Source organism: Curtobacterium sp. ER1/6, assembly GCF_001742745.1.
GTDB classification, from domain to species: Bacteria; Actinomycetota; Actinomycetes; order Actinomycetales; family Microbacteriaceae; genus Curtobacterium; species Curtobacterium citri.
In genome coordinates this window covers 159435-185177 of sequence record NZ_MJAK01000005.1, presented here as the reverse complement: position 1 = coordinate 185177, position 25743 = coordinate 159435, and the positions used below count along the sequence as shown (strand labels likewise).

The 25743-nt window shown below is 68.7% G+C and carries 31 protein-coding genes and 1 tRNA gene; 14 read left to right on the top strand and 18 right to left on the bottom strand.

The annotated features are described in order from the left end of the window. Positions 1-25: 25 nt before the first annotated feature. Positions 26-1057, bottom strand: coding sequence for an SHOCT domain-containing protein (locus Cus16_RS10005; RefSeq protein ID WP_141718926.1), 1032 nt, complete (start codon positions 1055-1057; stop codon positions 26-28). Between the two features lie 348 nt (positions 1058-1405). On the opposite strand from Cus16_RS10005, the gene Cus16_RS16335 reads away from it, so the two are divergent. Genes Cus16_RS16335 through Cus16_RS16330 form a run of 3 tightly spaced genes read left to right on the top strand, consistent with a single transcriptional unit; the run spans position 1406 to position 4738 of the window. Beyond that, positions 1406-2452, top strand: coding sequence for an ABC-three component system protein (locus tag Cus16_RS16335; protein ID WP_141718925.1), 1047 nt, complete (start codon positions 1406-1408; stop codon positions 2450-2452). After that, positions 2449-2913 (top strand): ABC-three component system middle component 2, encoded by a 465-nt coding sequence (locus tag Cus16_RS17125; RefSeq protein WP_411266606.1) that lies wholly within the window; start codon positions 2449-2451, stop codon positions 2911-2913. The genes Cus16_RS16335 and Cus16_RS17125 overlap by 4 nt, the downstream gene beginning before the upstream one ends. Positions 2914-2959: 46 nt before the next feature. Beyond that, positions 2960-4738, top strand: a complete 1779-nt coding sequence (locus Cus16_RS16330) for an ATP-binding protein (RefSeq protein ID WP_141718924.1) — start codon at positions 2960-2962, stop codon at positions 4736-4738. A 335-nt stretch (positions 4739-5073) separates the two neighbouring features. Here Cus16_RS16330 and Cus16_RS10000 read toward each other — a convergent pair whose 3' ends face one another. Both Cus16_RS10000 and Cus16_RS09995 read right to left on the bottom strand, forming a co-directional pair. Beyond that, positions 5074-5394: a hypothetical protein gene (locus Cus16_RS10000; RefSeq protein WP_069712514.1), complete on the bottom strand. Its 321-nt coding sequence runs from the start codon at positions 5392-5394 to the stop codon at positions 5074-5076. A 333-nt stretch (positions 5395-5727) separates the two neighbouring features. Continuing rightward, positions 5728-5799: transfer RNA gene (locus tag Cus16_RS09995), tRNA-Gln, on the bottom strand. Positions 5800-5871: 72 nt separating this feature from the next. On the opposite strand from Cus16_RS09995, the gene Cus16_RS09990 reads away from it, so the two are divergent. The 4 genes from Cus16_RS09990 to Cus16_RS09975 are packed head-to-tail and all read left to right on the top strand — an operon-like array spanning position 5872 to position 8596. Further along, positions 5872-6936: a hypothetical protein gene (locus Cus16_RS09990; protein ID WP_141718923.1), complete on the top strand. Its 1065-nt coding sequence runs from the start codon at positions 5872-5874 to the stop codon at positions 6934-6936. 55 nt (positions 6937-6991) lie between these two features. After that, positions 6992-7486 (top strand): MarR family winged helix-turn-helix transcriptional regulator, encoded by a 495-nt coding sequence (locus tag Cus16_RS09985; RefSeq protein WP_069712512.1) that lies wholly within the window; start codon positions 6992-6994, stop codon positions 7484-7486. 30 nt (positions 7487-7516) lie between these two features. Then, the gene (locus tag Cus16_RS09980; protein WP_069712511.1) at positions 7517-8014 is read left to right on the top strand and encodes a VOC family protein; all 498 of its coding nucleotides are present in this window, start codon (positions 7517-7519) and stop codon (positions 8012-8014) included. Positions 8015-8032: 18 nt separating this feature from the next. After that, positions 8033-8596 (top strand): hypothetical protein, encoded by a 564-nt coding sequence (locus Cus16_RS09975; protein WP_069712510.1) that lies wholly within the window; start codon positions 8033-8035, stop codon positions 8594-8596. Positions 8597-8832: 236 nt separating this feature from the next. Here Cus16_RS09975 and Cus16_RS09970 read toward each other — a convergent pair whose 3' ends face one another. From Cus16_RS09970 to Cus16_RS09935, 8 genes are all read right to left on the bottom strand, one after another. Next, positions 8833-10680: an ABC-F family ATP-binding cassette domain-containing protein gene (locus tag Cus16_RS09970; RefSeq protein WP_069712509.1), complete on the bottom strand. Its 1848-nt coding sequence runs from the start codon at positions 10678-10680 to the stop codon at positions 8833-8835. Positions 10681-10890: 210 nt separating this feature from the next. Continuing rightward, positions 10891-11550, bottom strand: a complete 660-nt coding sequence (locus Cus16_RS09965; RefSeq protein WP_069712508.1) for a hypothetical protein — start codon at positions 11548-11550, stop codon at positions 10891-10893. Then, positions 11550-11948, bottom strand: coding sequence for a PLD nuclease N-terminal domain-containing protein (locus Cus16_RS09960; protein WP_069712507.1), 399 nt, complete (start codon positions 11946-11948; stop codon positions 11550-11552). The genes Cus16_RS09965 and Cus16_RS09960 overlap by 1 nt, the downstream gene beginning before the upstream one ends. A gap of 57 nt (positions 11949-12005) precedes the next feature. Next, the gene (locus Cus16_RS09955) at positions 12006-12647 is read right to left on the bottom strand and encodes a hypothetical protein (RefSeq protein WP_141718922.1); all 642 of its coding nucleotides are present in this window, start codon (positions 12645-12647) and stop codon (positions 12006-12008) included. A gap of 34 nt (positions 12648-12681) precedes the next feature. Continuing rightward, positions 12682-13110, bottom strand: a complete 429-nt coding sequence (locus Cus16_RS09950; RefSeq protein ID WP_069712505.1) for a molybdenum cofactor biosynthesis protein MoaE — start codon at positions 13108-13110, stop codon at positions 12682-12684. Further along, complete coding sequence (locus Cus16_RS09945) at positions 13107-13619, bottom strand: molybdenum cofactor biosynthesis protein B (protein WP_069712504.1); 513 nt, start codon at positions 13617-13619, stop codon at positions 13107-13109. The genes Cus16_RS09950 and Cus16_RS09945 overlap by 4 nt, the downstream gene beginning before the upstream one ends. Beyond that, on the bottom strand, positions 13616-14131 hold the full coding sequence (gene moaC, locus Cus16_RS09940) for a cyclic pyranopterin monophosphate synthase MoaC (RefSeq protein WP_069712503.1): 516 nt from the start codon (positions 14129-14131) through the stop codon (positions 13616-13618). The genes Cus16_RS09945 and moaC overlap by 4 nt, the downstream gene beginning before the upstream one ends. Then, positions 14128-15378, bottom strand: a complete 1251-nt coding sequence (locus tag Cus16_RS09935; RefSeq protein WP_223246581.1) for a molybdopterin molybdotransferase MoeA — start codon at positions 15376-15378, stop codon at positions 14128-14130. Before Cus16_RS09935 ends, moaC begins: the two co-directional genes overlap by 4 nt. Before the next feature lie 116 nt (positions 15379-15494). Between Cus16_RS09935 and Cus16_RS09930 the strand changes: the two genes are divergently transcribed. The 6 genes from Cus16_RS09930 to Cus16_RS09905 all read left to right on the top strand — a co-directional run bounded on the left by Cus16_RS09930 (position 15495) and on the right by Cus16_RS09905 (position 20193). Further along, positions 15495-16361 carry an MTAP family purine nucleoside phosphorylase gene (locus Cus16_RS09930; RefSeq protein WP_223246580.1) on the top strand — a complete coding sequence of 289 codons (867 nt, stop codon included), beginning with the start codon at positions 15495-15497 and terminating at the stop codon, positions 16359-16361. Further along, on the top strand, positions 16358-17431 hold the full coding sequence (locus Cus16_RS09925; RefSeq protein WP_069712501.1) for an NAD-dependent epimerase/dehydratase family protein: 1074 nt from the start codon (positions 16358-16360) through the stop codon (positions 17429-17431). The genes Cus16_RS09930 and Cus16_RS09925 overlap by 4 nt, the downstream gene beginning before the upstream one ends. A 349-nt stretch (positions 17432-17780) precedes the next feature. Further along, positions 17781-18521, top strand: coding sequence for a glycosyltransferase family 2 protein (locus tag Cus16_RS09920; protein ID WP_069712585.1), 741 nt, complete (start codon positions 17781-17783; stop codon positions 18519-18521). Then, positions 18518-19168, top strand: a complete 651-nt coding sequence (locus Cus16_RS09915; protein ID WP_069712500.1) for a DUF2064 domain-containing protein — start codon at positions 18518-18520, stop codon at positions 19166-19168. Before Cus16_RS09920 ends, Cus16_RS09915 begins: the two co-directional genes overlap by 4 nt. Next, positions 19165-19827 carry a class I SAM-dependent methyltransferase gene (locus Cus16_RS09910; protein ID WP_069712499.1) on the top strand — a complete coding sequence of 221 codons (663 nt, stop codon included), beginning with the start codon at positions 19165-19167 and terminating at the stop codon, positions 19825-19827. The genes Cus16_RS09915 and Cus16_RS09910 overlap by 4 nt, the downstream gene beginning before the upstream one ends. Before the next feature lie 120 nt (positions 19828-19947). After that, positions 19948-20193 carry a hypothetical protein gene (locus Cus16_RS09905; RefSeq protein WP_069712498.1) on the top strand — a complete coding sequence of 82 codons (246 nt, stop codon included), beginning with the start codon at positions 19948-19950 and terminating at the stop codon, positions 20191-20193. Between the two features lie 324 nt (positions 20194-20517). Here the strand turns inward: Cus16_RS09905 and Cus16_RS09900 are convergent, their stop codons facing one another. The 7 genes from Cus16_RS09900 to Cus16_RS09870 form a co-directional block, all read right to left on the bottom strand. Next, positions 20518-20889 (bottom strand): hypothetical protein, encoded by a 372-nt coding sequence (locus Cus16_RS09900; RefSeq protein WP_069712497.1) that lies wholly within the window; start codon positions 20887-20889, stop codon positions 20518-20520. Between the two features lie 82 nt (positions 20890-20971). Next, complete coding sequence (locus tag Cus16_RS16670) at positions 20972-21358, bottom strand: contact-dependent growth inhibition system immunity protein (protein ID WP_189319571.1); 387 nt, start codon at positions 21356-21358, stop codon at positions 20972-20974. 6 nt (positions 21359-21364) lie between these two features. Then, positions 21365-21679 carry a hypothetical protein gene (locus Cus16_RS09890; protein ID WP_069712495.1) on the bottom strand — a complete coding sequence of 105 codons (315 nt, stop codon included), beginning with the start codon at positions 21677-21679 and terminating at the stop codon, positions 21365-21367. Between the two features lie 80 nt (positions 21680-21759). Further along, complete coding sequence (locus Cus16_RS09885; RefSeq protein ID WP_223246579.1) at positions 21760-22071, bottom strand: contact-dependent growth inhibition system immunity protein; 312 nt, start codon at positions 22069-22071, stop codon at positions 21760-21762. Positions 22072-22546: 475 nt separating this feature from the next. After that, complete coding sequence (locus Cus16_RS09880; RefSeq protein WP_223246585.1) at positions 22547-22867, bottom strand: contact-dependent growth inhibition system immunity protein; 321 nt, start codon at positions 22865-22867, stop codon at positions 22547-22549. 208 nt (positions 22868-23075) lie between these two features. Beyond that, positions 23076-23417, bottom strand: a complete 342-nt coding sequence (locus Cus16_RS09875; RefSeq protein ID WP_069712492.1) for a contact-dependent growth inhibition system immunity protein — start codon at positions 23415-23417, stop codon at positions 23076-23078. A gap of 105 nt (positions 23418-23522) precedes the next feature. Then, positions 23523-23834 carry a contact-dependent growth inhibition system immunity protein gene (locus Cus16_RS09870; protein WP_069712491.1) on the bottom strand — a complete coding sequence of 104 codons (312 nt, stop codon included), beginning with the start codon at positions 23832-23834 and terminating at the stop codon, positions 23523-23525. 257 nt (positions 23835-24091) lie between these two features. On the opposite strand from Cus16_RS09870, the gene pgm reads away from it, so the two are divergent. Beyond that, positions 24092-25711 (top strand): phosphoglucomutase (alpha-D-glucose-1,6-bisphosphate-dependent), encoded by a 1620-nt coding sequence (gene pgm / locus Cus16_RS09865; protein WP_069712490.1) that lies wholly within the window; start codon positions 24092-24094, stop codon positions 25709-25711. Positions 25712-25743: the final 32 nt, after the last annotated feature.

Genomic DNA, 25743 nt, shown 5'->3' with positions numbered 1-25743 from the left:
AACGCAACGAGCCAGCGACTGCGCGTCACTGTCCGATCAAGCGAGCCTTTGCGCTGGCGAACTCGTCGTCAGAGAGCACTCCGGCGGTTCGGAGGTCGGCGAGCTTCTGGATCTGCTCGGCCAGCCCATCGGTCGCCGGGGCGACGACCACGGTGGGCGTCTTTGCTCGGCTGATGCGAGCCTTCAGCTCGTTGATCTCGCCGAGGCATGCGTTGTACTCCGACTTGCCCAAGGGCAGAGCGTTGCTCAGCGTGTACGGGTCGGACGCTGCAGAGTTGCGTGACTTGCCGGCACCGCTCCAGAAGTCGTGGTTCGCCGTGCCGCTGTAGCTCGGCGTGAGCACCTCCAGTACGCCATTCACAAAGCCGGAGTTGTACTCGATGCCCGTGATGTCGGTGAAGTGGAAGGTCGCCGAGCGCTCACCTCCCAGCGAGCCAGCCATGAAGCTCGTCAGGGCACCAGTCTTGATGATGACTGCTCTGTCATCGAACGCCGCGAGCGTGCCAGCTCCGACTGAGGAGGTGAGGATGAACCAGGGCTGCTCGTCCTCGTGGCACTGGCGCAGGATCGCTTCGCTCGCCTTCCGTCCGATCTTCCCTCTGACGATCGAATTCGGCCAATCCGCCCCCTTCGCCGCCTCGAGGCGAGCAGTAGACGCAGCGGCCTCGTCTGCAGCCGCATCAGCTGCCTGGAGCAGCTCTTCGGGCGGCGTCGATGACCGACCCTCGTCCACAAACCGAGACATCACGTCGTGATCGGCCCTGGGTACCATCTTCAGGACCGTGCGGACTCCCGCTCGTGAGGTGACCTCGACGGTTTCCTTCTTGGGATCGAACACGACGTTCGCGATGTCGGCGTACCGCAGCTCGAAGTTGATCGAGCGATCCTGAAGACCAACCACCCGCAGTGAAGTCAGCGCGACCTCCGACATGAAGGGGCGGAGGTTGTTGCATACTCCGAGGAACCAGACATCTTCGCCGGGAAGGAGCGCGTCGCGCGCAGTCCCGGCCTTCTTCTCAGCCTTGGCTGCTTTCCACTTGGTCGTGTACTCGGTCATCATTCGGCCCTCTGCCTTCGGGTTGGCGTCAGCCGCGGAGCAGGGACGTGCGGCCGAACATGAGCATCCCACGCGGACAGCCCCACGCGATAGCACCGCATCGCCCCAGACGGGGGCACGCAGACCAAGTCGTGGACCGAAGCACCCGGAGGATGCTTCACAGCGTGCGCGAACTCGAGCGTCGAGCCTCCGCGATTGCGAACTCCGACGTCCACGGGAAGCATGACGAGCGCGCGCAGTAATCCCCAAGGGGGGCGGACTGCGCGTTGCGGACGCCACACACCCCCAGGAGCGAAGCGCGCCCGTTCGGCGAACGATAGCCTAAGCACCTGGAACTGAGGGGTGGTCATGGAGCTAGTCGAGGTGGATGCGCCGTCAAGCCCCGAAAGGAAGGTGGGCGGTGGCCATCAAATCCTTTCGCCGGTTCAACTCATCATGTTCTACCCACCGTCAGAATGGGAACAGTTCATCTTCGAGTGGGTCACGGCTCGTCACGCATTGTTCGCCGAGGTCAAACGCTTGGGAGGCGCCGGAGACCGCGGGATCGATATCGCTCATCTTCGAACTACCCAAGGACTTGACGGCGACTGGGACTGCTACCAATGCAAGCATTACGAGAATGCGGTGAATTGGTCCGGGATAATGCCGGAACTCTTAAAAGTGTTCAGGCATAGCGCTCGTGGCGATTACACCTTTCCGAGCAAGTACGTCATTGTTGCACCGAAGGGAGTCTCTACAGACCTAGAGAACACCCTGAACAGTCCGGAGCGGATGCGAGCCCGGTTCCTGGACGATCTTGCCAAGCACTGGCAGAAAGATGCAGACTACGACGCGATTGTTGCGCTTGCCTCGAAGGACCTTTTTGACCGCTTCACTTCCGCAAACCTGCTGGAAATTCTCGATGAGCATGCTAGGACTCGTTGGCACAGCTTCCGATTTGGAACCGCGCTACCGGCACGTTCCGCTGTCACGCCTCCACCGACCACTTTCGGTGACCACGAGATGCCGTACCTCACCAAACTTCTCGACGTGTACCGCGAGCAATTCCCTGAAATAGACACCCTCTCAGAAGCAGAAATGGACAAACGGACTCGCACCGACCTACAGAAGCATCGAGTACGTTTCTTCAAAGCAGAAGAACTGCAATCGTACGCTCGCGACAGCGTGCCAGAGGGTGTTTATGAAGCTTTCAGAAGTGACATCTATGATGGCGTTTATGACGTGTTTGCCCTGCCCAATCAGAGCGGGCGGCAACGGCTCACTGGAGTCCTAACCACCGCAGGGCAGCTCAATCTTACGAGTCATCTTCTCCACACGAGGGCTGAACAAGACGACATAAAGGGAGCCTGCCATCAGCTAGCAAATGAGGACCAGCTCTGGTGGGTTGAGCATTGAGGCTTTTGGGGACGGGCCTCGAAGCGAGCCTGCGCGTCATGGTGGCTTTGGACGTTCTGCAACCGGAGCGCCATTCAATCGACGATTTGATGGTTTTCGATCACTTATGCATGCACTCGGCCGATTTCGACGGACCGGAATCGCTGCACCCCGCCCTGCCGTTACGCGCGGCGGACCTCGGCGCCCGTCGGGCTCAGGTTCGAACAGCCGTTGAACTACTCGCGCACCGAGGGTTGGCGCAGCTTCATCCTGCGGCCGACTCCATTCAAGTTATGGCCGGATTGAATACCAGGTCGGTCGTTGCTTCGCTTCGGGCCAGCTACCTCAGAGATTACCGCGTCCGCGCGGACTGGGTGAGAGATGGCGAATTCATATCTACTCCAGAGCGAACCAGCGCCACTCTCCGCGACATAGTCTCAACCTGGTCTACAATTGAAGGATCCATCGATGACTCGGATTGAACTTCGGCACCTCACCGCGTGGCATTCTAATGGACAGGCTGCTTCGGTGGATTTCGTAGACGGACTCACGCTGATTCACGGCCCCTCAGATACCGGCAAATCATTTATTGTAAGCGCTATTGATTACATGCTCGGTGCATCAAAGCTCCCGCAGCCTCCGGAGCTTGGAAACTACACACATCTTCTATTGGGTCTCGATGTACAGGGGGAACCTTTTACATTGGCACGCCGCCTCAACGGCGGCGGCTTCACCCGCTATAGCGGATTGCATAAGGCGGTCCCTTCCAAGCCAGGCGACGAGTTACGCGCCAAGCACGGTCCAGACTCCGAGAACGTGTCAGCCTGGTTGCTCGAAGCCTGCGGGCTCGAGGGGGCCCGTCTTAAGAAGAACGCTCGAAACGAGACTGTCGCATTGAGTTTCAGAGACTTAGTGCATCTCACAGTTATCAACGAGACCAAAATGCAGGCGCGAGAGGCTCCAGCTCAAACCGGCCAATACACTACCAAGACGAAAGAAACAGCAGCTCTCAAGTTGCTTCTTGAAGGGGATGACGACTCCGATCTAGTCGCCGTTGCCGCACCACGGGACGCGGGCAGATTGCGCAATGCTCGCGTCGAGGTCGTAGACCGATTGATAGCTCGCACTGAGGAGGGCCTGCATGGCATCCCCGATCGTCAGGAGCTCGAGGCTCAGCTCGGACGAATTCAGCGAGCAATTGATGTCAGCGAGAGCGAAGATCAGCAGCGTCTCGTCGAGATTCGCCGAGGATCTGAACAGGTCAGTCGAGACGAGCGTCGCGTTCGTATCATGCGTCTACGGCTCGAAGAAGCATCCACTCTCAAAGCGCGTTTCGAACTACTGCAAGCTCAGTATGCACTTGACTTACGGCGTCTCGAAGCAATCCTCGAGGGCGGATCACTCCTCGATTACTTCTCATCCGGCGATTGTCCGCTTTGTGGCGCCGCTCCAGAGCATCAACACAGAGACGACTTCGACATCGACCCTGAGCACTTGCAAGTCTCGGTGGAAGCAGAGCAAGCGAGAGTGAGAGCCAACCTTGCTGACCTTCAACCTACGTTCCAAGAACTCGATGCCCAAGTTCTCGATGCTCGAGCGATCGGCGATCGTGCACGGCAGAGTATTGCAGTCACGCAAGCTGCGCTTCGCGACCTCTCTAACCGCGGACGCATCAGACGCGATGAGTTGAGAAGGTTGCTCGACAGGAAGACTCGCGCAGAGTCAGGTCTGAGGGAATGGCAACAGCACTCCGAGTTGGTGTCGCTCCGGTCCCGCCTCTTAGAGGAGGATGTCGCCGAAGTCGCGGCGAGGGCGAACGCACTGCCAGCCAAAATCGCTGATGAATTTTCAACAGCAATCGCACAGCGTCTGCGTAAGTGGGGCTACGAAGCTCTCGATGCACGTTTCGACCGCAACACCCAGGATGTCTGGGCGAACGGCCAGTTCAGATCGGATCACGGTAAGGGGGTCCGCTCAATCTTGCAGGCTGCTTTCACAATCGGCTTGGCGGACTACTGTCTCGCGCGGGACCTGCCTCATCCAGGATTCATCGTGCTTGATTCACCACTGATCACATATCGGGCACCAGATTTCATCGGCTGGCCGTTTCAGGCCATAGAGTCAGTTGCGAGCAAAATGTATCGGGATCTCCAGGAAAGCTTTGAGGGGCAAGTAATCATCATGGAAAACGTCGAGGCAGAGAGTAAACTGCAAGAGGAATCCGGAGATGTCGCCTTCACTGCAAACATCAACGGACGCTTCGGATTCTTTCCCCGAAGTGGAGGCGGCGTAAAGTCGGTCGGTTAATGCAGTCCACTCGACGCCGAGATAGGTCCAGTGCGCCTTCGGCTTGGTCCCTGCGCACTCCGTAGGAGGTCTCACTTAAGTTCGTGAGACACGAGGCATGGCTGGAGGCGGTGGCCCTGGGCCCGAAAGTTTCAGAGGTTTCGAACCGTCCACCCTTCGCAGTTCGGCCTACGTTTCGTACTGACTCAAGGGCGCGATTTCCCGCCGATAACGCTAATTCGGTCAACCGGATAGTGGCCGCAGGCACGGGATCCGGCGAGCCCACGCAGACGATCGGGTTCATCAAGCGCGTGTGACGGTTCGAAGCGCAGCCTTTCCCAGTCCGTCGTTTGCGGCTACTCGTGGAGGCGGGTGCTGAGGACAACGCGCTCGTCTTCGTCGAGGCCCCAGAGCATGGTCGCGGAGTGACCAGCAGCGCGCTCGTGAGCGAGGAGGAGGACCGCGTCGGCGGCGGTGCGGCACCAACGCAGATACCCCTCGGCGAACATCGGATCGTCTGGGTCGGGCAGGGCGGGGTCGCTCTCGAAGCGATCTCGCTGCTCCCCGAGGATGTGAGCGCTCGTGGTGCCGGTGTGCCACAGCATGTCGGCAAAATGCTGCGTCAGGGCGATGGGCAGCGACCTTCCGGGCGCGGGTTGATTCGTGGTGTCGGTCATCCGGATGCTTCAACTGAGTGCGCTTAACGCGGGGACACCGCGAGCTGCCGATCCCTCGTCGGGCTCGCCGGCCTTAGGACCGAGTTCGGCGCAGCAGTTGGGAGATCATCAGGAGAGCGGGCATCTCCTCCCGCCGATCTTGCCCTCTCAGCTGGGAGAAACCAGGATCGGCGCGTAACACGTCGCCGGAATGACGAAGCGCCGCTCACCAGTGAGCGGCGCTTCGAAGGCCTCGGCGCGGCTATCCAACAGCGGCCACACGGTCACCGCAAGCGGACGTCGCTACCGACAGGCTCAGTCGAGGAGGTCAGGGTCGAGGAGGACCGACGACCGCTCCGCCTCCAGGATTCGAACCCGGACCTAACGGCACCAAAGGCCGTCGTGCTGCCGTTACACCAAGGCGGAACGCACCCCGATGGGATGCCCCTCCATCCTCCCATGCCCGGCCCTTTCAGTCGCGCCTCGTACAGTTCCGGCATGTTCACCGTCTCGGGGCGACGGCCGTCCTCGCATAGACCTGTACCCACCTTCCCGCAGGTCGTCGACCTGGTCGTGACACCAGATCGCGCTCGTCGGCCGAACCACCCTCAGGTGGTTCGCACCGCCGCCGCCGTGGTCGGCGTGGCCGAGGTGGTGGTGTCCATCGCGCTCCTCTCGACGGCGCTGACGACGCCCTCCCTCGCAAGCCTGTTGACCGTTCCGGTCACTGCGGTGCTCGTCGTGTTGGGTTCCTACTGCGCGGTCGCCGGTGTTCCGGCTGCCCAGTGGCGACGAACGCTCTCGGTTCTCGACGGCATCCTTGTCTTGTTCTTCTGGTCGAGCGGTGTCCTGGCGGTCTTCTTCGGCGTGTTCGGCGCCTGGACGCTCGCGGCGGTGGTCCCGGGTGGACCTCAACGCTTCTGGTTTGGAGACGAAGCTCCGTCCGCACCCACCACCGTCGCGATCAGCACGTTGCTCGCGTTCATGTCGCTCGCAATGGTGTTCACGACTGCACAGTCAAGAGCGCCCGAGTACTCCGGCGTCGTGAGTTTCAGACGTGGGAGCGTCCTGTTCCCCGTGCTCGTGACCAGTCTCGTCGCGGTCGCGTACGGAGCGGCGGCGATCTTCGTCGCAGCGGAAGCGGGTCTCGGAACGACGGCGGTCTTCGCGACGGTCGTCCTCGCCGGGGCCACCGCCCTGGTGAGGAGCCTCTGGAGCACACATCGACGAGTGTCAGAGGCGAAGGCTGAATTGCTTGAGACCGTTGACGCACTGCTCCTCGCTCTGGCTGGAGGCGAGGACCGGGTGATCGACGAACGCGGCCTTGCGTTCAATCGCGCCTACTCCCGGACTACCGCTCTCCGCCACCCCATGTTGCCGCAGCCCATGCGGGTCGCGCTCGACCTAGTCCTCAGCCGTGCGGTCGACGTTCGGCTGTGGGACGTTGGCTCGCTCGAGCACGCTTCCGGAGGAGCGCTGCGGCACCTGACCCGCGATGACTGCCGACGCCTGCTCGCGGATGGAGCTTCGCTCGTACGCTCTGCGCTGCGCACGACGCATTGATCCTCGGGACCATCCGAGGCTGGCCGCGCGGCACCGCATCGGCCAAGATGGAGGGATGCCGCAGCAGGACGAGGTCGACCGGATCGTCACGGCGTGGGGCCGGGAGCGCGGCGACCTGGACTTCGGTCCGCTCGAGGTCCTGTCGCGCGTCGACCGCCTCGCACGGCACCTCGACCGGGCCCGCCGGGCCGCGTTCGACGCCAGCGACGTCGAACCGTGGGAGTTCGACGTCCTGTCGGCGCTCCGGCGTGCGGGCGAGCCGTACGAGCTCAGCCCGAAGACGCTGCTGCAGCAGACCCTGGTGTCGAGCGGCACCATGACGAACCGGGTGGACCGACTGGCGTCACGCGGACTCGTCAGCCGCCGGACCGACCCGCGGGACGGCCGCGGCATCCTCGTGTCGCTGACGGCGAGCGGGCGCGCGGCCGTCGACGCGGCGATCGCCGACCTGCTCAGCGCCGAGCGGGCGATCCTGACCGGGGTGTCCGACGACGAGCAGGGCCAGCTCGCCGCGCTGCTCCGTCGTCTCATCCTCGGTCTCGGCGACTGAGGGTCGCCGGCCCGGCGTAGCGTGCGCGGCATGCACGCGATCACCCTCGCCGTGGCCGACGTCGGACGATCGGCAGCCTTCTACCGCGCCCTGCTCGGCATCGAGGGCAGCGGGATCATCGGCACCGAGTACCCCGCGACCGAGACCGCGGCGGGCGGCACCACCGCGATGTTCACCCTCGACGACGGCCTGATCGTCAGCGTGTACGGCCGCGAGGACATGCGGAAGGACTCCGGCGTCGACCTGGCGACCGCGCCGAGCACGACGATCGGGCACTTCGAGCCGTCGCAGGCGGCAGCGCAGGCGTTCCTCGACCGCGCACGCGCAGCCGGCGCGACGATGTCGGCCGAGCCGTACACGCGCCCGTGGGGCATGTGGTCCGGCTTCTTCCAGGACCCGGACGGCCACCTGTGGGAGGTCGTGGCGAACCCCGGCGAGGGGGATCCGGCCGAGGTGCGGCCCGACCACGACACCGCCGCGGATGTGCCGACCACCGCACGCGAAGAGGGGGCGCGCGGCGGGCACTGACTCCCCTACGTTTGCGGCATGGACAAGGGGCGGGCCATCGTCGGAGCGAGCGTCATCGGGGCACTGGTCCTCGCCGCGGGGCTCGTGGTCGAGACCTCGCCCAGCGCGGGTCTCTCGGCAGAGTTCTCGGGTGCCTGCGTGAGCGGCACCTACCCCGACGGCACGACCGACGCAGCGTCGTGGTTCATGGCCGACCTCGTCAACGATTCCGGCCACGACGTCCGCGTCCGCTCCGTCCGCGTCGCCACCGTCCACGGCGTCCGACTCGAGCACCTCGCAGTGGCGTCGGACCCTGCCACCGACGCACCCGGGCTGATCGTCACCGAGGACGACACCCGACCACCGGAGTACGGCCGCACGGTGGCGGTCGACAGCGGAGTCGTCGTCCCGGCGCGGGGTCACCTCGACGTCACGGGCCGGATGGTGCTCGACCGTGATCGGCAGGCCGGGTACGTCCGAGGCGTCACCGTCACCGAAGTGGACCGCCTCGGCCGACTCCGCACGGTCGTGGAGCGGTCGGCCTTCGGAGTCGGCGTCGGCGATGACCACGAGAGGAACGAGTTCGGCTGCGACGGCGCCTGACCACGCGGCTGGAGCCGACGGCGCCCCGAGCCGCTCCGCCACCTCGTTCCTCTTCCAGGAGGCGCGGCTCGTTCCTTCCCAGAACGCCTGCGGTACCAAGCCGCTTCGGGCGTACCCGGCGGGAACGGACGACCGGGTACGCCCGGAACGACGAGGTGTGCCCGGATCGACCCGGCGACCCGGCGACCCGGGTCACGGCGCCTGACCACGCCGCTCGACCACCAGACCCGGCCCGACTACACCCCGAGCAGCTCCGCCACCTCGAGCCACCGCTCCTCGAGCTGCTCGACCTCGGCCTCGAGCCCGGCGAGCTGCGTCTGCAGCGCCCCGAGCCCGGCGTAGTCGGACTGGTCGTGCGCGGCGAACGCGTCGAGCAGCTTCTTGCGGTCCGCGCCGACCTTCGCGATCTTCCGGTCGAGCGCCGACATCTCCTTCTCGGCCGTCCGCCGGTCCGCACCCGAGAGCGAGGAGGCGGGGGCTGCGGTTGACCCGGCCACGGGACCGGCCGAGCCGGTCCCGCCGACGGTGTCGGGCCTCCCGGCCGTCGCGGCGGCAGCCGCAGCAGCCGTCTGCGGGACGGAACCCGACGCACGCAGTCGCATGTACTCGTCGACCCCGCCGGGCAGGTGCCGGAGGTGCCCGCCGAGCACGGCGTACTGCTGGTCGGTGACGCGCTCGAGCAGGTACCGGTCGTGCGAGACGACGAGCAGGGTGCCCGGCCAGGTGTCGAGCAGGTCCTCCATCGCGGCGAGCATGTCGGTGTCGAGGTCGTTCGTGGGCTCGTCGAGGATGAGCACGTTCGGCTCGTCGAGCAGGATGAGCATGAGCTGCAGCCGTCGCTTCTGCCCGCCGGACAGGTCCTTGACGGGCGTCGACAGCTGCTCCGACGTGAAGCCGAGCCGCTCGAGCAACTGTGACGGCGTCATCTCCTTGCCGTCGGCGACGTAGCTCGTCTTCTTGCGGGCGACGACCTCGCGGACGCGGTCGTCCGCGAACTGCGCGAGGTCGGCGAGCTGCTGGTCGAGCACGGCGACCTGCACGGTCTTGCCCGTCTTGACGCGGCCGCTCGTCGGCTGGAGCTTGCCGGACACCAGGTTGAGGAGCGTCGACTTGCCCGCGCCGTTCGGGCCGAGGATGCCGGTGCGCTCCCCCGGCGCGATGCGCCACTCGACGTCGCGCAGGATCACGGCGTCGCCGAACGAGACGCCGATGTCGAGCAGGTCGACGACGTCCTTGCCCAGTCGCGCGGTCGCCGTCTGCGACAGCGCGACGGTGTCGCGGATCGGCGGGACGTCGTCGATGAGCGCGTTCGCGGCGTCGATGCGGAACTTCGGCTTGCTCGTGCGGGCCGGTGCGCCGCGGCGGAGCCAGGCGAGCTCCTTGCGGGCGAGGTTCTGGCGGCGCTGCTCGATGGTGGCCGCCTGCCGGTCACGCTCGACGCGCTGCAGGATGTACGCCGCGTAGCCGCCCTCGAAGGGCTCGACGACGCCGTCGTGCACCTCCCACGTGTCGGTCGACACCGCGTCGAGGAACCACCGGTCGTGCGTGACGACCACCATGCCGCCCTGGTTCGACGACCACCGGCGGTTGATGTGGTCGGCGAGCCACTGGATGCCCTCGACGTCGAGGTGGTTCGTTGGCTCGTCGAGGAACAGCACGTCCCAGTCACCGACGAGCAGCTTCGCGAGTGCGATCCGGCGGCGCTGCCCGCCGGACAGGTCGTCGACGACGGCGTCCCAGGGGATGTCCGACACGAGCCCGCCGATGACGTCGCGGATCTTCGGGTCGCCGGCCCACTCGTGCTCCTCGAGCTCGCCGACGACGATGCTGCCGACGGTCGCGCCCGCGGGCAGGACGTCGCGCTGGTCGAGGTACCCGACGGTCAGCCCGCGGCGGTGCGTGACGCGGCCCGCGTCCGGTTCGAGGCGCTGGGCCAGCAACGCGAGCAGGGTCGACTTGCCGTCGCCGTTCCGGCCGACGACGCCGATGCGGTCACCCTCGTCGAGGCCGAGGGTGACGCTGTCGAAGACGACACGGGTGGGGAACTCGAGATGCACGTTCTCGGCGCCGAGGAGATGAGCCACCCGTCAAGGGTAGGCGGCGCGGCGGGGTGCGGGTACCGCCCGGGGGTGCTGTGGGGGCCGAGCGTCCGTTGGCGCGTTCGGCTGGTCCGTGGTGCGCTGCGCTCTCGAACAAGCGTCAGCACGTCGCGCCACGGAGTTCCGTGGCGCGAGGTGCTCCGCGTTGTGCGCGACCGCAGGACGGCCGCTCTCGGCCCGGCCGGGAGGCGCGGCTCAGCCCGCGGGCTCCGGCTCGCGCTCGGCGCGGGGCGGGTTGCGCTCGACGAAGGCCCGGTACTGCGCCCGCCACCGCAGCGCCAGGGCGAGGACGACCGCGAAGAAGACCAGCGCGACGGCCTGGACCGCGGTCAACGTCGACCAGGTGGTCGTCAACAGGTTCCCGCACCAGAGGAGCAGGAAGCCGGGCGCCAACGCCACGCTGACCGTGGTGTCCCGCCGTCGCCGCTCCGCCACGGCGCGCAACACGTCCGTCCGTCCGTCAGGCCGTGCGGTGACACCGCGTGCCATCCGGTCGATCGCTCGTCGCTCGCGCGCCCGAAGGCCAGATGTCGGGTCGTTCCCGAGCGGTGGGAACGCGTCGCGGCGGAGCAGCCAGACGATCGCGGCGACCCAGGCCACGAGGGACGCGACCAGGCACACGGCGCCCACCGTGCCCCAGGCGCCGTCCCGCGGCTCGGTGTGCAGGTCGATCTCGGGTCCGGACCACACGCCGACGAAGACGCCACCGACGATGGCGACCATCACCAGGACGACCAGGACCACCCGCCACTGCTGCCGACGCCGACGCACCGCGGGGAGTGGCCGTCCGGCGATGGTCTCGGCCACGGTCTCCCACGTCGCGTCGGAGATCGGGTCGTCCGGGTCGCGCCGCATCAGCTGCCCGCGGTCGGGTCGCCCTCGCCGGCGGCCTCCTTCGCACGGCGCAGCCGCGCCTGGGCCTCCCAGTACTCGATCTCCCGCTCGAGCTCGGCGAGCTCCTGCTCGGTGCCGTTCACGCGCTTGTCGCCGTGCGCCGCGCGGGCGTGGCCGATGCTGGCGTACCGGTCCTCGTGGCGGTTCGGCTCGATGTACCGGCCGTGGTTCCGGTCGTTCGCGCTCCAGTCGTGCCCGACGGCGAACCACACGATGCTGCCGACCAGGGGCAGGAAGATGCAGATGAGGATCCAGGCGAACTTCGGGAGCCCACGGACCTGGTCGTCGCCCCTCGTGATGATGTCGATCAGGGCGAAGACGAGCAGCACGATCCCCGCGCCGTACAGCAGAACGCTCATGTTCGGGAGTCTATGGATCCGCCGAGTGCGGGACCACGCCCTGAACGGGTGCCGGGATCACGATCCTGCGTCGGTCTCCTGCGGGGCTCCACAGCTGCCAGGGCCGGTCGCGGGTTCGTCGGCGAGCAGACGTCGGGCCAGCGCTGCGTCACGGGCGGTGCCGACGAGACTCCCGACCGCGGCCACGGCCGGGAGGAGGTACAGGACCGACAAGGAGCTCACTCCGGACGCTGCCAGCGCGCTCCAGAGGACCGGGTACGCGTACAGGCCGGGCAGTCCGTCGGCCGCCGCCATCTGCACCGCGGCTGCGCGGACCACGGTGCGCCGGTCGTCGGGAGCGGTTCCGCGACCACGGACGACTCGCTTGACGGCGCGCTGCTCCCGCGCTGAGAGCGATCCGATGACCGGCTGTCGATCCGGGGTCCCGCGTCGGCGGACCGCCACGATCACCGATGCGATGAACACGATCAGTGCCACGGATGCCACCACGGTGGCGAGCAGCCACCGGACGGGCGCGTCCGGCGGCAGCACGACCGCGGTGACGAGCAGTGCCAGCTCGACGACGACACTGACGGACACGAGCAGGGCCCGTCGAGCGGGACGAGGCCCTCGCCCCGCCGCGAACCGTCGCAGCACGAGTCGAGCGCGCTGCTCGGCGAGGTCCCACCGGTGCTCGGCTGCCGCCACAGTGTCGCTCAACGGCCACCGCCGGTCGGCACGACGCCGTACTGCATCACAGCGCAGCCACCCACTCGTCCGTGCCGTCCGTGAACTCCTGGCGCTTCCAGATCGGCGTGCGCTCCTTCACCAGGTCGATCAGGGCTGCACACGCCGCGAACGCCTCCGCCCGGTGCGGCGAAGACACGGCGGCGGCGAGCGCCACGTCCCCGATGCCGAGCGCGCCGACGCGGTGCAGCACGGCGATGCGGACCTCGGGGTGGTCGACGGCGATCGACCGGGCGACCTCGGCGATCACGTCGCCGGCGCTCGGGTGCCGCTCGTAGTCGAGTGCGGTCACGCCCTTGCCGTCGTCGTGGTCGCGGACGACCCCGGCGAAGGTCACGACCGCGCCGTCGCGGTCGGTGGCGACGGCGTCCGAGACCTCGTCGACGGTGATGACCCGGTCCACCACGTCGGCGATGACGACGCGTTCCCCGCTCACGACGCGCTCCGGGGTGCGTGCCCGGCGCCGTGCAGCTGCGCGAGGACGTGGTCGAGCACGCCGTCGAGCACCGCGAGCCCGTCGGCCACCCCGCCACGGGAACCGGGCAGGGTCAGCACGAGCGTGCGGCCGCCGGCGATGCCCGCGACACCACGGCTGAGGAGCGCCGTCGGGCCGGCACCGGCGAGGCCCCGCCGGCGGATCTCCTCCACGAGACCCGGGAGCTCCAGGTCGATGAGGGGCGCGACGGCCTCGGGCGTCCGGTCCGTCGGGGTGACGCCGGTCCCGCCCGTGGTCACGACGACCCTCGCGTCGGCGAGCAGCTCGGCGGTGACGGTCTCGGCGATCGCACCGCCGTCCGGCACGATCGTCGGCTCGGCGACCGTGAAGCCCCGCTCGCGGAGCCAGGCGGCGATCGTCGGGCCGGTGCTGTCGAGCGAGGCGTCCGTCGCCGCCTGCGTGGACACGACGACCACGCCGGCGCGGCCCCTGGTCGGTTCGGACGTCATCGAGCGCTCCAGTCCCCGGAGCGTCCGCCGTGCTTCTCGAGCACCCGGACGTCCGTGATCACGGCCGCACGGTCGACGGCCTTCACCATGTCGTACACGGTCAGGGCGGCGACGCTCGCGCCGGTCAGCGCCTCCATCTCGACGCCGGTGCGCGAGGTGGTCCGGACGGCGACCTCGATGTGCACGCGGTCGCCCGCCCCGGTGATGTCGACCTCGACGCCCGCGATCGGCAGCGGGTGGCACAGCGGCACGAGATCGGACGTCTTCTTCACCGCCATGATCGCCGCGATCCGGGCGGTGCCGATGACCTCGCCCTTCGGCAGCGACCCGTCGATGATCCGCGCGACCACGTCGGCCCGGGTCACCAGGGTGGCGGTGGCCGTGGCGCTGCGCGCGGTGACGTCCTTGTCGGACACGTCCACCATGTGCGCGGACCCGTCGGACCGGACGTGGGAGAGGTCAGCGCCGGTCAGGTCGGCGCCAAACGGCTCGGCAGCGTGGTCGTCGGTCATCGCAGGCTCCAGACGGTCAGCGGGTCCCCGGGCTCGACGGTGTCGGTACCGACCGGGACGTGGACGAGGTGGGTCGCGGCGGCGAGGTGCCCGAGCAGGTGGGAGCTCGGTCCGCCGACGAAGTGCACACGGTCGTCGACGACCATGCCGCGGCGCACCTGGTGCTTGGCGATCGGCGACGTCGCCGACTCCGCCGCGGGGAACTCCTGCGCCGCCCGGTCGGGAGCGCCGACGACCGCTGCGAGCACCGGCCGCAGGAACACCTCGAACGAGACGAGCGCCGAGACGGGGTTTCCGGGGAACGCGACGACGGGCACCCGGCGTCCGGCGAGCGGGAGCCGGCCGAGCGCCTGCGGGCCGCCGGGCTGCATCGCGACCGGGGTGACGGCGAGGCCGAGCGGCTCGAGCGTCTGGCGCACGACCTCGTACGCCCCGGCGCTGATCCCGCCGGTGGTGAGCACGAGGTCGGCCCACTCCCCCACGGCGTCCTCGAGCGCGGGCAGGAAGGCGTCGACGTCGTCGGTGAGCCGGACGGTCCGCGCCGCGGCAGCGACCTCGGCCAGGGCGGCCCGCAGGGCGACGCCGTTCGCGTCGCGGATCATCGCACCCGCTCCACCGCCCCCGGCACCGCCGCGCCCGACACGACCGTCCGCCAGCTCGCTGCCCGTCGAGACGACGAGCACGCGCACGGGCCGCACCACGTCGACCACGTCGATGCCGGCGGCGGCGAGCGTCCCGAGCAGCGCCGGCGTCACGGGGGCACCCGCCGGGGCGAGCTCCGCTCCGCGCCGCACGTCGCTGCCGACGGTCCGGACGAAGGTGCCCGTGGTCGTGCCGTCCGGCACGGTGAGCTCGGCGAGCGCCAGGGCCGCGGGGAACGCGCCCGGGGCGGTCTCCTCGACCGGCACGACCGCGTCGGCACCGTCGGGGATGCGCGCACCGGTCATGATCGGCGCCGCGGTCCCCGGGGCCAGCGGCACGGGGACGGCACCGGCGGGGATCGGGTCCACCACCCGGACGGACCGACCGGACTCGGCGGCGCGTACGGCGAACCCGTCCATCTGACTGTTGTCGAACACGGGCAACGGCACGGGCGCCGTCACCGCGGCGGCGAGGACACGGTGGCCCCGACCGGCGCCGACGCCGTCCGCCAGGGTGTCGATCGCGACCGTCTCCGCACCACGCTGCGCGAGCGCGGGTGCGAGGAGCGCGGCGACCTCGTCGCGATGCTGACCGATCGTGCGCACCCGTGCCTCCGAACCCGTGGGAATGCCCGCTCCCGGTCACTTCCGGAGGGGCGTCAGTAGCGTATCCAGGGCGCACCACGCGCCGAGGACATCCTGAAGGACCTGTGGAGGACCACGTGACCACGACCGAACCGCCCGTGGACGGAACGACCGCTCGCATCGGGGTGATCGGGGGCTCCGGCCTCTACCGCCTCTTCGAGGAGGGCACGGCCGACGAGATCGACGTCGCGACCCCGTTCGGTCCGACCTCCAGCCCGATCACGGTCGGCACGATGTCGGGCAAGCGCGTGGCGTTCCTCACCCGGCACGGCCGCGAGCACTCGGTCGCGCCGCACCTGATCAACCACCGTGCGAACGTCTGGGCGCTCCGCTCGCTCGGCGTCCGTGCGATCGTCTCGTCGAGCGCCGTGGGCGGCCTGCACCCGGACTACGCGCCGGGCACGTTCGTCGTGACCGACCAGCTGATCGACCGCACGTGGGGTCGCGCCGACACCTTCTTCGAGGACCAGGTGCAGCACCTGTCCTTCGCGGACCCCTTCGACCCGGTGCTCCGCCGCGCCGCGATCGACGCCATCGCCGCGCTCGACGTGCCGTTCCGTCCGACCGGTACGTGCGTCGTGATCCAGGGCCCGCGCTTCTCGACCCGCGCCGAGTCGGTGTGGATGCGCGAGGCCGGCGGCCACACGATCAACATGACGATGACGCCCGAGGTCCCGCTCGCCGCGGAGCTCGGCATCGGCACCGTCAACCTGTCGTACGTCACCGACGCCGACGCCGGCCTGGCACCCAGCGCAGACGACACCGCACCCGCCGAGGCCCCGGTCACCCATGCCGCCGTCATGGAGCGCCTTGCCCGCGCCAACGAGGTCATCGTGCGCGCCATCGGTGACGTCGTCGCCGCACTGCCCGACGACTGGACGCCCCGCGAGCTCGTGCCCTCGGACGCCAGCGAGAGCGTGCTCCGCAAGGCGGTCGGCGCATGAGCCGCCTGCTCGTCACCGGCGGCGCCGGCTTCATCGGCTCCACGATCGTCCGCCGCGCCCTCGCCGAGGGGCACGAGGTCCGCATCCTCGACTCGCTGCGCGACGACGTGCACGGCGACCCCGGCGAGGTCCTCCGCGCCCACGAGCAGCAGGGCCTGTCCTTCGTGCACGGCGACGTCCGCGACCGCGTCGCCCTCGAGGCCGCGCTCGACGGCGTCGACGTCGTCTGCCACCAGGCGGCGAAGGTCGGTCTCGGGGTCGACTTCCAGGACGCCCCCGACTACGTCTCGTCGAACGACGCCGGTACCGCCCACGTCCTGGCGGGCATGGACCGGCACGGCATCGGCCGCCTCGTGGTCGCGAGCTCGATGGTGGTCTACGGCGAGGGCGCGTACGAGACCGCCGACGGCGAGCCGGTGCGACCGCCGGCCCGTCGCCGCGAGGACCTCGACGCGGGGCGCTTCGACCCGATCGGCCCCGACGGGCGGGCGCTCGTCCCGGGCCTCATCGACGAGTCGGCCGCGCTCGACCCCCGCAACGTGTACGCGCAGACGAAGGTCGCGCAGGAGCACCTGGCGTCGTCGTGGGCCCGCGCGACCGGCGGCACCGCGATCGCCCTGCGCTACCACAACGTGTACGGACCGGGCATGCCGTCGAACACCCCGTACGCCGGGGTCGCCTCGCTGTTCCGCTCGGCGCTGGCCCGCGGCGAGGCACCCCGGGTCTTCGAGGACGGCCGGCAGCGGCGCGACTTCGTGCACGTCGACGACGTCGCCGGAGCGAACGTCGCCTCGATCGCCGCGACCGCGGAACTGCCCGCCGAGACCTTCCGCGCCTACAACGTCGGGTCGGGTGTCGTGCACACCATCGGCGACATGGCGTCGGCGATCGCCGGACCGGACGGGCCGCAGCCCGTCGTCACCGGCGAGTACCGGCTCGGCGACGTCCGCCACGTGACGGCGTCGTCGGACCGCATCCGCGCCGAGCTCGGGTGGCAGGCACAGGTGGACTTCGAGCAGGGCATGCGCGCGTTCGCGACCGCCCCGCTGCGCGCCGCCGTCCAGCGCTGACCCCGCGGACGCGGCCGGGGCACTCCCGGCCGCGTCCGCGCGGCCGGCTGGGTGCTGAGACTCGGCACAGCCTGCGCGAGCCGCCACGATCCCGCCAGGACCGGCCACCCGACCGGGTGCGCCGTCGTGCGGAGGCGATCCGGGCCTCCCGGCTGTCCCCCGGAAGCGGGACACGGCATCCACTGGGCGCACGGAGTGACCGGCGGGGGACGGCTAACCTGTACCCCGGGCTGTGTCTTCGTGTTACGTCGAGTACATGGACCGCCCGCCCTCCGACGACCACGACCCCGCCGCCGCCGAGGCGAGCGGGACCGACGCGGGCACCCGTCGATCCGACGGACCGCACCGAATGGACACCATGACCGTCGACGTGATCCTGCCCTGCCTCGACGAGGCGGACGCGCTCCCCCGCGTCATCGGGCGCCTGCCCGAGGGGTACCGCGCCATCGTGGTCGACAACGGCTCGACCGACGGCTCCGCCGACGTGGCGCGCGCGCACGGCGCGACCGTCGTCACCGAACCCGTCAAGGGGTTCGGCTCGGCGTGCGCCGCCGGCGTCGCCGCCGCCACCGCCGAGTACGTCGCGTTCTGCGACGCCGACGCCTCGATGGACCCCGCCGAGCTGCCGGCCCTCGTGGCGCGCGTCGCCGACGGCCGCACCGACCTCGCGCTCGGTCGGCGCGTCCCGACCACGCGTGGTGCCTGGGCGCCGCACGCGCGCTTCGCGAACCGCGTGCTCGCCGTGCTCATGCGCCGCGCCACCGGCTACCGGCTCCGCGACCTCGGCCCGATGCGCGTCATGCGCCGCGCCGACCTCGTCGCGCTCGACCTGCAGGACCGTCGCAGCGGCTACCCGCTCGAGATGGTGCTGGCCGCGCACGCCGCCGGCTGGCGGGTCGACGAGTCCGACATCGGGTACGCCCAGCGCGTCGGCGACAGCAAGGTCACCGGCACGCTCCGCGGCACGGTCAACGCCGTCCGCGACATGTCCCGTCTGCTGCGCGAGTACGGACGGGAGGCACGGCTCCGCGTGGTCGCGCCCGGTCCCGCCCGCGACGTGGCCGGGTCCTCGGAAGGAGCACGTTCATGACGGACGTCACGGTGGTCGTCGTGGCCAAGGAGTGCCTGCCCGGCAAGGTCAAGACCCGGCTCACGCCGGCCCTGACGCCGGAGGGTGCCGCGCGCGTCGCGTCGGCCGCACTCGCCGACACGATCGCGACGGTGCGGGCCCTCCCCGCGTCGCGGCGCGTCCTGCTCTACGACGGCGTCGTCCTGCCCGAGGGCACCGACGACTTCGACGTGCTGCACCAGGTGGCCGGCGGTCTCGACGAGCGCCTCGGTGCGATGTTCGACGCGATGACCGGCCCGACACTGCTGGTCGGCATGGACACCCCGCAGGCGACGCCCGAGCACCTCGCCCCGGTGTTCGACGACCCGGACCACGACGCCTGGTTCGGCCCGGCCGACGACGGCGGCTTCTGGTCGCTCTACCTGCGCGAGCCCGACGGCGCCCTGCTCCGCGGCGTCCCGATGTCGCAGGACGACACCGGCGCCGTGCAGCTCGCCCGCCTGACCGACGCCGGCCTGTCGGTCGGCACGCTGCCCGGCCTCCTCGACGTCGACACCGTCGCGGACGCCGAGCAGGTGGCCGCCCTCGCCCCGGACTCCCGCTTCGCCGCGGCCTTCCGCGCCGAGGCCCCCACCACCCTGACCACGACGACCGGAGGCGCCCGATGACGATGCACGACACCATCACGTTCGGCGCAGGTGGCGGCGAGCCCTACGCCCGCGCCCTGCGCACCGACGGCCGCCTGCGCCTGACCGACCCCGAGCGCCCCGACGTCGAGGTCACGATGGACGTCGGTCGCTGGAGCGCCGCGGCCGACCGGGTCGACCGCTCACTGCTCGACGGCGCGGACGGCCCCGTCATCGACATCGGCTGCGGCCCGGGGCGGATGCTCGTCGCGGCGCAGGCCCTCGGCATCCCGGCGCTCGGCGTCGACGTGTCGGACGAGGCCGTCGCCATCGCACGACGCTCCGGCGGCACCGCCGTGCAGGGGTCGGTCTTCGACCCGATCCCCGACGAGGGCCGGTGGGACACCGCACTGGTGATCGACGGCAACATCGGCATCGGCGGCGACCCCGTCGCACTGCTCGCCCGCTGCGCGGAGATCGTCCGCGACGGCGGTCGCGTCGTCGTCGAGACCCACGTCGACCGCTCGGCCGACCGGGCGTTCACCGCGCACGTGGCGGACGGCGACGGCAACCGCAGCGAGGGCTTCCCGTGGGCCGAGGTCGGTGTCGACGCGCTGCTCGAGCACGCGGCGACGGCGGGGCTGCGGGCCCGCCAGAGCTGGACGGCCGAGGGTCGGACGTTCTGCGAGCTCGTCGCGTGATGCGGATCCGTTGTCTTGCATCGTTCAAGACAACGGGGTAGCGTGGTCGTCATCAGCCGACGGCGTCCTGGTCGTCGGTCCGACGACCGGTGACCCGCGGCACGACGACGAGGAGCACCCGTGCAGAACCGACAGAACCCCCTCGGCGGCGCCTACGTCTCCGGTCTCGAACAGCGTGACGAGCTCGGTGCCTACGCGGTCGAGGCCGCCTGGCGCCCCGTCGGCAGCTACACCGGTACCGGTAGCGGCCGCGCCCTCGGGCGCTTCGTGGACACGCAGTTCCGGCGTCCGAGCACGTCGACGGCCTCGACGCGCACCGTGACCGGGTCGCTGCGTACGGCGACCGGGTCGTTCCGGACCGCCTGAGCCGCCACTCCCCCAGACCGCGAGCGGTCGCCCACCCCGGAACGTCCCCCCACGTCCCCGGTGCGGGCGGCCGCTCGCTCTGTGCTCACCGGTCTGCGCTCACCGGTCGAGTCGTGGCCCCCGTGGGTCATGCTCCGTCACCGGATGCTGGATGAGCAGCGGCGACCACTCGTCAGGATGACGCTGTGCCCACTCGAGTGCGCGCAGGAACCGAGCCTGCGTGGACGGTGCGCAACCCCAGAGCCATCCCGACGGCTCGTCGTTGTACGGGAACTCCCACATGAGGAGCCGATGGGTGACCGCTTCGCCGAGGTCGACGTGCCATCAGAGGACCTCACCGGTCTGCCCACGCTCGACCGGATCGCCATTTCGGACATTGCGGGCAGCACGGTCTCGAAGTCCGATGAGCCAGGTACGGGAGGTTTGGCCAGTCTCGGCGAGGGGATCGAGGCCCGAATCGATGTACGTGAAGAAGTCGTCAACCGACGAGTCGGTCCCCAGCACGTTCAAGAGGTAGTCGAGCTCTGTTTGCAGCACCTCGTTGTCGCGCAGCGGAGCATCATCGAGGTCCTGCACGAGGACCGATTCCGCATCCGGCCAATCGAACTGCCAATCGAGGTTGAATTCCACGCCGAGCAACGAGGTCGTTCTCGGAGCGCGACGAATCACCTCACGGTAGAAGTCTTCGTCTTCCATTGATCGTCCCTCGCGGGTAACTCGTCAGGATCGAGTAAGGCCGCGAGCCGTTCCTGACGACGGTGTGATCGGACAACGATACTCATGGCTGTGCCCGCAGTCTCTGCACCACAGCGAGCAGCCACTCTCGGCTGCTCACACCGAGGTCCGAGCGCGGGCGGAGACCCGTCCCACTCGCACGGAAGACGTCGTCGACCTCGTCCTCCGAACGATTCGCGACGAACGCCTCGATCTGCTCGGCGCGCGCCAGACGCGCGTGCCGCGGCTCGCCGTCAAGGAGATCCTCGTAGACCTCCTCGACGCAGTCGTGGTCTTCCCGCCAGTCCTGGTTGAAGATCGCGCCGAGGAGGTTGCGGACGAGCGGGTACTCGCGCAACTCAGCTTGATGGCCCAAGGTCATTCCTTCGTCTTCGGTGCCGCCAAGGTGCAGCTCGTGTACTTGCTCGTAGCAGGGCGGTCCTGCCGTCACTTCCGATCACGAGGCGAACCCCCGCACGACTCCGCGGGCAACTTCGAGCCAGGCGCGGACATCGCCACCGAGATCGCGTCGGAAGTCGATGTCGACATTGAAGGAGAGGAAGAAGCCTCCGACGTCCTCCGTCGTCGGAAGAGCCGCAAGGAGTCCATCGATCTCGCGCACGATCGCTTCTCGCTCGGTCAGCGGGCGGTACGCAAAGGCGAGTTCCAACGTCTCGTCCGCCGAACGGTCCTCGTACCAACCCTGGTAGAAGAGGCCTCCGATGACGTTGACCATCCGCGGAGCGCTGCGAGCCACGGTGAGACTGTCCACTACTTCACCATCTCATCCAGCCGTACTCACCGTAGCGTCGAGTCGATCAGGACTCGGCGTCTCGACCGTTGCCAGACGGTTCACTCATGGGTGGCGTCGAGTGCGTTGATGCGGTCAACGAGACGATCGACCCAACCGAGAGCATTCAGATGCGCATCGATCTCCGGCCGAAACCCGCTCCCCATCGATTCCAACAGGTCCACCACGTCAGCCTCCGAACAGGTTTCCCGAATCCGAAGGAGTTCGGACAGCAGTGCGCTCCGAGTTGCCGGATGATCGGCGGGGGCTTCCGACAGGACCTCGTCGACTGAAGTCCACTCGTCCCTCCAGTCTTGGTTGAAGGCGCCCCCCATGAGCGAATCGAAGGCGGGGTACGGGGGCGACGATTCCATGTGATCCACTTCGTCTCGGTCTGCGGAAAGGCTGTCTGCCGGCGGTCGACAGCCTCGGAACTCGGGTCCCTCGCGACTGTAGGAGGGTCGTTCTTCGGCGACCATCCTCGGCCGATGACATCCTCCCCCGCCAGGTGACAGGTTCACCGGTGTTCGCGCTCGTCGTCCCGTCGCGAACGTCCCGGAGCCATCGGCGATGCAACCTCCCGGTACGGAGAAGCGCCGCAAGAGTCTGGATGCCCCCGCCGCGACCCATTCCCGGAGGGCCTCGTGGTTGCAGTCGAGAGTGTGGGAGACCGACTCGGCCGCGCGGTCGACGCCGGGGAAGCAGGAGGCGCTGGTCCGCACCGCGCGGGCTGTTCTCGCGACGCATCCCGTGCTCTCGTTCGGGTGCTGCATCAAGGACTCTCACGGGGCGCCGCGCGAGGTCGATCAACCACTCACGAAACGACATGCCGAGCACCGATCGGCACTCTCAGGCGTCGCCTCGCGCAACCAGCTCTCGTTCCAGCCGCACCTCGAGATCCTGCACCCAACCCTTCGGGCTCATGCCCCAGTCCGTCTCGGGCGAGAACCCAGAACCGAGCGAGAACAGCAGCGAATCGATGTCGTCATCCGAACGGACCCGGACGATCCGGCGAAGGTCCTTCAGCAAGTTCCGTAGCTGGTCGGTGCGCTCTCCGAGAACTGAAGTGACGACCTCCGCTGCGGTGTCCCACTCATCGCGCCAATCCTGGTTGAACGCCCCGCCCATCAAGTTCGCGAAGGACGGCACTCCCGCAGCGAACTTCTCCATCTCGATCAAGGGTTCAGCCGTTCCTGGTCCTGCGGTTCCCGGAAGGGTTTCCCCCGCCCGGTGAACCCGCCCGGGACTGCGTAGATCCGCAGCGGTCGACGGGCGCTCGACACTCGGGAAGGAGGACACCCCGGTCCGCGCCGAGTGTTCCGTCGTGCTTCCCCTCCCACCTCGATGGCGATGCATCCGGACTTCCCGGGCTTCCTCATCACTCTGCTTTCGACCGAACATTCCGTGCTGCCCGGTCCCGGAGTTCGAGCATCCACGACCGCGCTGACTGTCCGAGGTCGACCCGCGGCGAGAGGCCCGTACCCACGAACTTGAAGAAACCGTCGACGTCACTGTCGGTCGGTAGCTCCTGCAACAGGTAGTTCAGTTCGTCGCGGTACTGGAGGTTCTCGGCCCGCGATACCTCATCGAGGTCGCTGACGAGCACGGACTCGACATCCGGCCAGTCGAGGTCCCAGTCGTAGTTGAACTCAGCCGCCAAGAGCGATCTCAAGCCCGGAGCGCGAGCCGCCACGCTCCGGTAGTACTCGTGCTCACCCATCCAGGTCCTCTCGCGGGTACGTGACCATCGAGTCCGGAGGATATCGGTCCGGCAGGAAATTCAACACGACCCGCACGGAGCAGTCTTCGTGGAGCACAGGACGCATCAGATGCTTCTTCGGAGTCGGCGCGCCAAGTCGAGCAACCACGCGCGTGCGGACACTCCGGCATCGCGTTGCGGAACCACACCCGTGTAGCTTTCGACGAAGATCTGGTCGACCGCCGCTTCGTCCTGATCGTCTGCGAACCGCTCCAACTGGTCAGCCAGCTGCGCTCGCGCCGCTTGATCCCTTCCGTCGAGGACGTCCTCGTACAGTTCTTCGAGGCTGTCGTAGTCGAAGCGCCAACCTTGGTGGAAGACGCCTTCGAGCAGATTCCGAACGAGCGGGAAATGTGCTGCGAATGTCTCGTACTCCATGGCCTGTCTCCGTTCCTACCGGCCGAGGGTGTAGCTCGTGCACACCTCGTAGTACGGCGGCTCGTCCGGAGCACGGAGGACGACCCGAGCTCGCGAACCGTCGACCGGCGTGCCGATCCGTCGGTCCCGGGCGCAACCCACGGCCGACAGCTCGGCATCCGCGCGGACCGTCTCCCCCATCCTCCGACCGTAGCGCCGTCCGGTGCCGCCCCGCGATGCCGCGACACACACAAGGGGCCGAGTGCCAGGATGGGCCCATGAACGACCGCGCCGGCACCCCCGCGACCGCAGACGACCTCGTCGACCTCGACGCCCTCCTGGCGGCCTACCACGAGCGCGTCCCCGACGTGTCGATCCCCGAGCAGAAGGTGGTCTTCGGCACCTCCGGCCACCGGGGTTCCTCGCTGGACACCGCGTTCAACGACACGCACATCGCCGCGATCACGCAGGCGATCATCGAGTACCGCACCGAGCAGGGCACCGACGGCCCGCTGTTCATCGGCCGCGACACCCACGCGCTCTCCGCCCCCGCCGAGCAGACCGCACTGCAGGTCCTCGCCGCGAACGGCGTCCGCGTGCTCGCCGACGCCGAGGACGGCTACGTGCCGACCCCGGCGCTCAGCCACGCGATCATCAAGTACAACCGCGAGGAGCACGGCGACACCGCCGACGGCATCGTCATCACGCCGAGCCACAACCCCCCGCGTGACGGCGGCTTCAAGTACAACCCCCCGCACGGCGGCCCGGCCGACAGCGACGCCACGTCGTGGATCGCCGACCGCGCGAACGCGATCATCGCCGGTGGCAACGCCGACGTCCGCCGCCAGGACGAGACGTCCGCCGAGGGGTACGACTACCTCGGCTCGTACGTGTCGGACCTCGAGGACATCATCGACATCGATGCGATCAAGCGCGCCGGGGTGAAGATCGGCGCCGACCCGCTCGGCGGCGCCTCGCTGCCGTACTGGGAGCGCATCCGCGACCACTACGGACTCGACCTGACCGTGGTGAACCCCGACGTCGACCCGACCTGGGCGTTCATGACGCTGGACTGGGACGGCAAGATCCGGATGGACCCGTCGAGCCCCTCGGCGATGGCGTCGGTGCTCGCCCGCAAGGACGACTTCGACGTCCTGACCGGCAACGACGCCGACTCGGACCGCCACGGCATCGTCACCCCCGACGGCGGACTGATGAACCCGAACCACTACCTGGCCGTCGCGATCGAGTACCTGTACGCACACCGGCCGGAGTGGCGCGACGACGCCGCGATCGGCAAGACGCTGGTCTCGTCGAGCATCATCGACCGCGTGGCCGAGTCGCTCGGTCGTCGGCTCTGGGAGGTCCCGGTCGGCTTCAAGTGGTTCGTCCCGGGCCTGATCGACGGCTCCGTGGCCTTCGGCGGCGAGGAGTCCGCCGGCGCCTCGTTCCTCCGCAAGGACGGCACGGCGTGGACCACGGACAAGGACGGCATCATCCTGGCGCTGCTGGCGTCCGAGATCGTCGCGGTCACGGGCAAGACCCCGTCGCAGCTGTACGCCGAGCTCACCGAGCGCTTCGGCGACCCGGTCTACCAGCGCGTGGACGCGGCGGCGAGCAAGGACCAGAAGGCGCGCCTGTCGAAGCTCGACGGTGACGCCATCACCGCGGACACCCTCGCGGGCGACCCGATCACGGCGAAACTGTCGAAGGCACCCGGCAACGATGCGGCCGTCGGCGGCGTGAAGGTCGTCACGGACAAGGCGTGGTTCGCCGCCCGCCCGTCCGGCACCGAGGACGTCTACAAGATCTACGCGGAGAGCTTCGTCGGGCAGGAGCACCTGGAGCAGGTCCAGCGCGAGGCCAAGGAGATCGTGGACGCCGCACTCGGGGCGTAGTCGGTCGTCCCTGGGAGGCGTCGTCGGATCCG

Bases quoted from the DNA above. Each gene is read 5' to 3' on its own strand.
- Cus16_RS10005 (WP_141718926.1), bottom strand. From the start codon at position 1,057: ATGACCGAGTACACGACCAAGTGGAAAGCAGCCAAGGCTGAGAAGAAG.
- Cus16_RS16335 (WP_141718925.1), top strand. From the start codon at position 1,406: ATGGAGCTAGTCGAGGTGGATGCGCCGTCAAGCCCCGAAAGGAAGGTG.
- Cus16_RS10000 (WP_069712514.1), bottom strand. From the start codon at position 5,394: ATGACCGACACCACGAATCAACCCGCGCCCGGAAGGTCGCTGCCCATC.
- Cus16_RS09990 (WP_141718923.1), top strand. From the start codon at position 5,872: ATGTTCACCGTCTCGGGGCGACGGCCGTCCTCGCATAGACCTGTACCC.
- Cus16_RS09985 (WP_069712512.1), top strand. From the start codon at position 6,992: ATGCCGCAGCAGGACGAGGTCGACCGGATCGTCACGGCGTGGGGCCGG.
- Cus16_RS09980 (WP_069712511.1), top strand. From the start codon at position 7,517: ATGCACGCGATCACCCTCGCCGTGGCCGACGTCGGACGATCGGCAGCC.
- Cus16_RS09975 (WP_069712510.1), top strand. From the start codon at position 8,033: ATGGACAAGGGGCGGGCCATCGTCGGAGCGAGCGTCATCGGGGCACTG.
- Cus16_RS09965 (WP_069712508.1), bottom strand. From the start codon at position 11,550: ATGCGGCGCGACCCGGACGACCCGATCTCCGACGCGACGTGGGAGACC.
- Cus16_RS09960 (WP_069712507.1), bottom strand. From the start codon at position 11,948: ATGAGCGTTCTGCTGTACGGCGCGGGGATCGTGCTGCTCGTCTTCGCC.
- Cus16_RS09945 (WP_069712504.1), bottom strand. From the start codon at position 13,619: ATGACGTCCGAACCGACCAGGGGCCGCGCCGGCGTGGTCGTCGTGTCC.
- moaC (WP_069712503.1), bottom strand. From the start codon at position 14,131: ATGACCGACGACCACGCTGCCGAGCCGTTTGGCGCCGACCTGACCGGC.
- Cus16_RS09925 (WP_069712501.1), top strand. From the start codon at position 16,358: ATGAGCCGCCTGCTCGTCACCGGCGGCGCCGGCTTCATCGGCTCCACG.
- Cus16_RS09920 (WP_069712585.1), top strand. From the start codon at position 17,781: ATGGACACCATGACCGTCGACGTGATCCTGCCCTGCCTCGACGAGGCG.
- Cus16_RS09915 (WP_069712500.1), top strand. From the start codon at position 18,518: ATGACGGACGTCACGGTGGTCGTCGTGGCCAAGGAGTGCCTGCCCGGC.
- Cus16_RS09910 (WP_069712499.1), top strand. From the start codon at position 19,165: ATGACGATGCACGACACCATCACGTTCGGCGCAGGTGGCGGCGAGCCC.
- Cus16_RS09900 (WP_069712497.1), bottom strand. From the start codon at position 20,889: ATGGAAGACGAAGACTTCTACCGTGAGGTGATTCGTCGCGCTCCGAGA.
- Cus16_RS09885 (WP_223246579.1), bottom strand. From the start codon at position 22,071: ATGGAATCGTCGCCCCCGTACCCCGCCTTCGATTCGCTCATGGGGGGC.
- Cus16_RS09880 (WP_223246585.1), bottom strand. From the start codon at position 22,867: ATGGAGAAGTTCGCTGCGGGAGTGCCGTCCTTCGCGAACTTGATGGGC.
- Cus16_RS09875 (WP_069712492.1), bottom strand. From the start codon at position 23,417: ATGGGTGAGCACGAGTACTACCGGAGCGTGGCGGCTCGCGCTCCGGGC.
- Cus16_RS09870 (WP_069712491.1), bottom strand. From the start codon at position 23,834: ATGGAGTACGAGACATTCGCAGCACATTTCCCGCTCGTTCGGAATCTG.
- pgm (WP_069712490.1), top strand. From the start codon at position 24,092: ATGAACGACCGCGCCGGCACCCCCGCGACCGCAGACGACCTCGTCGAC.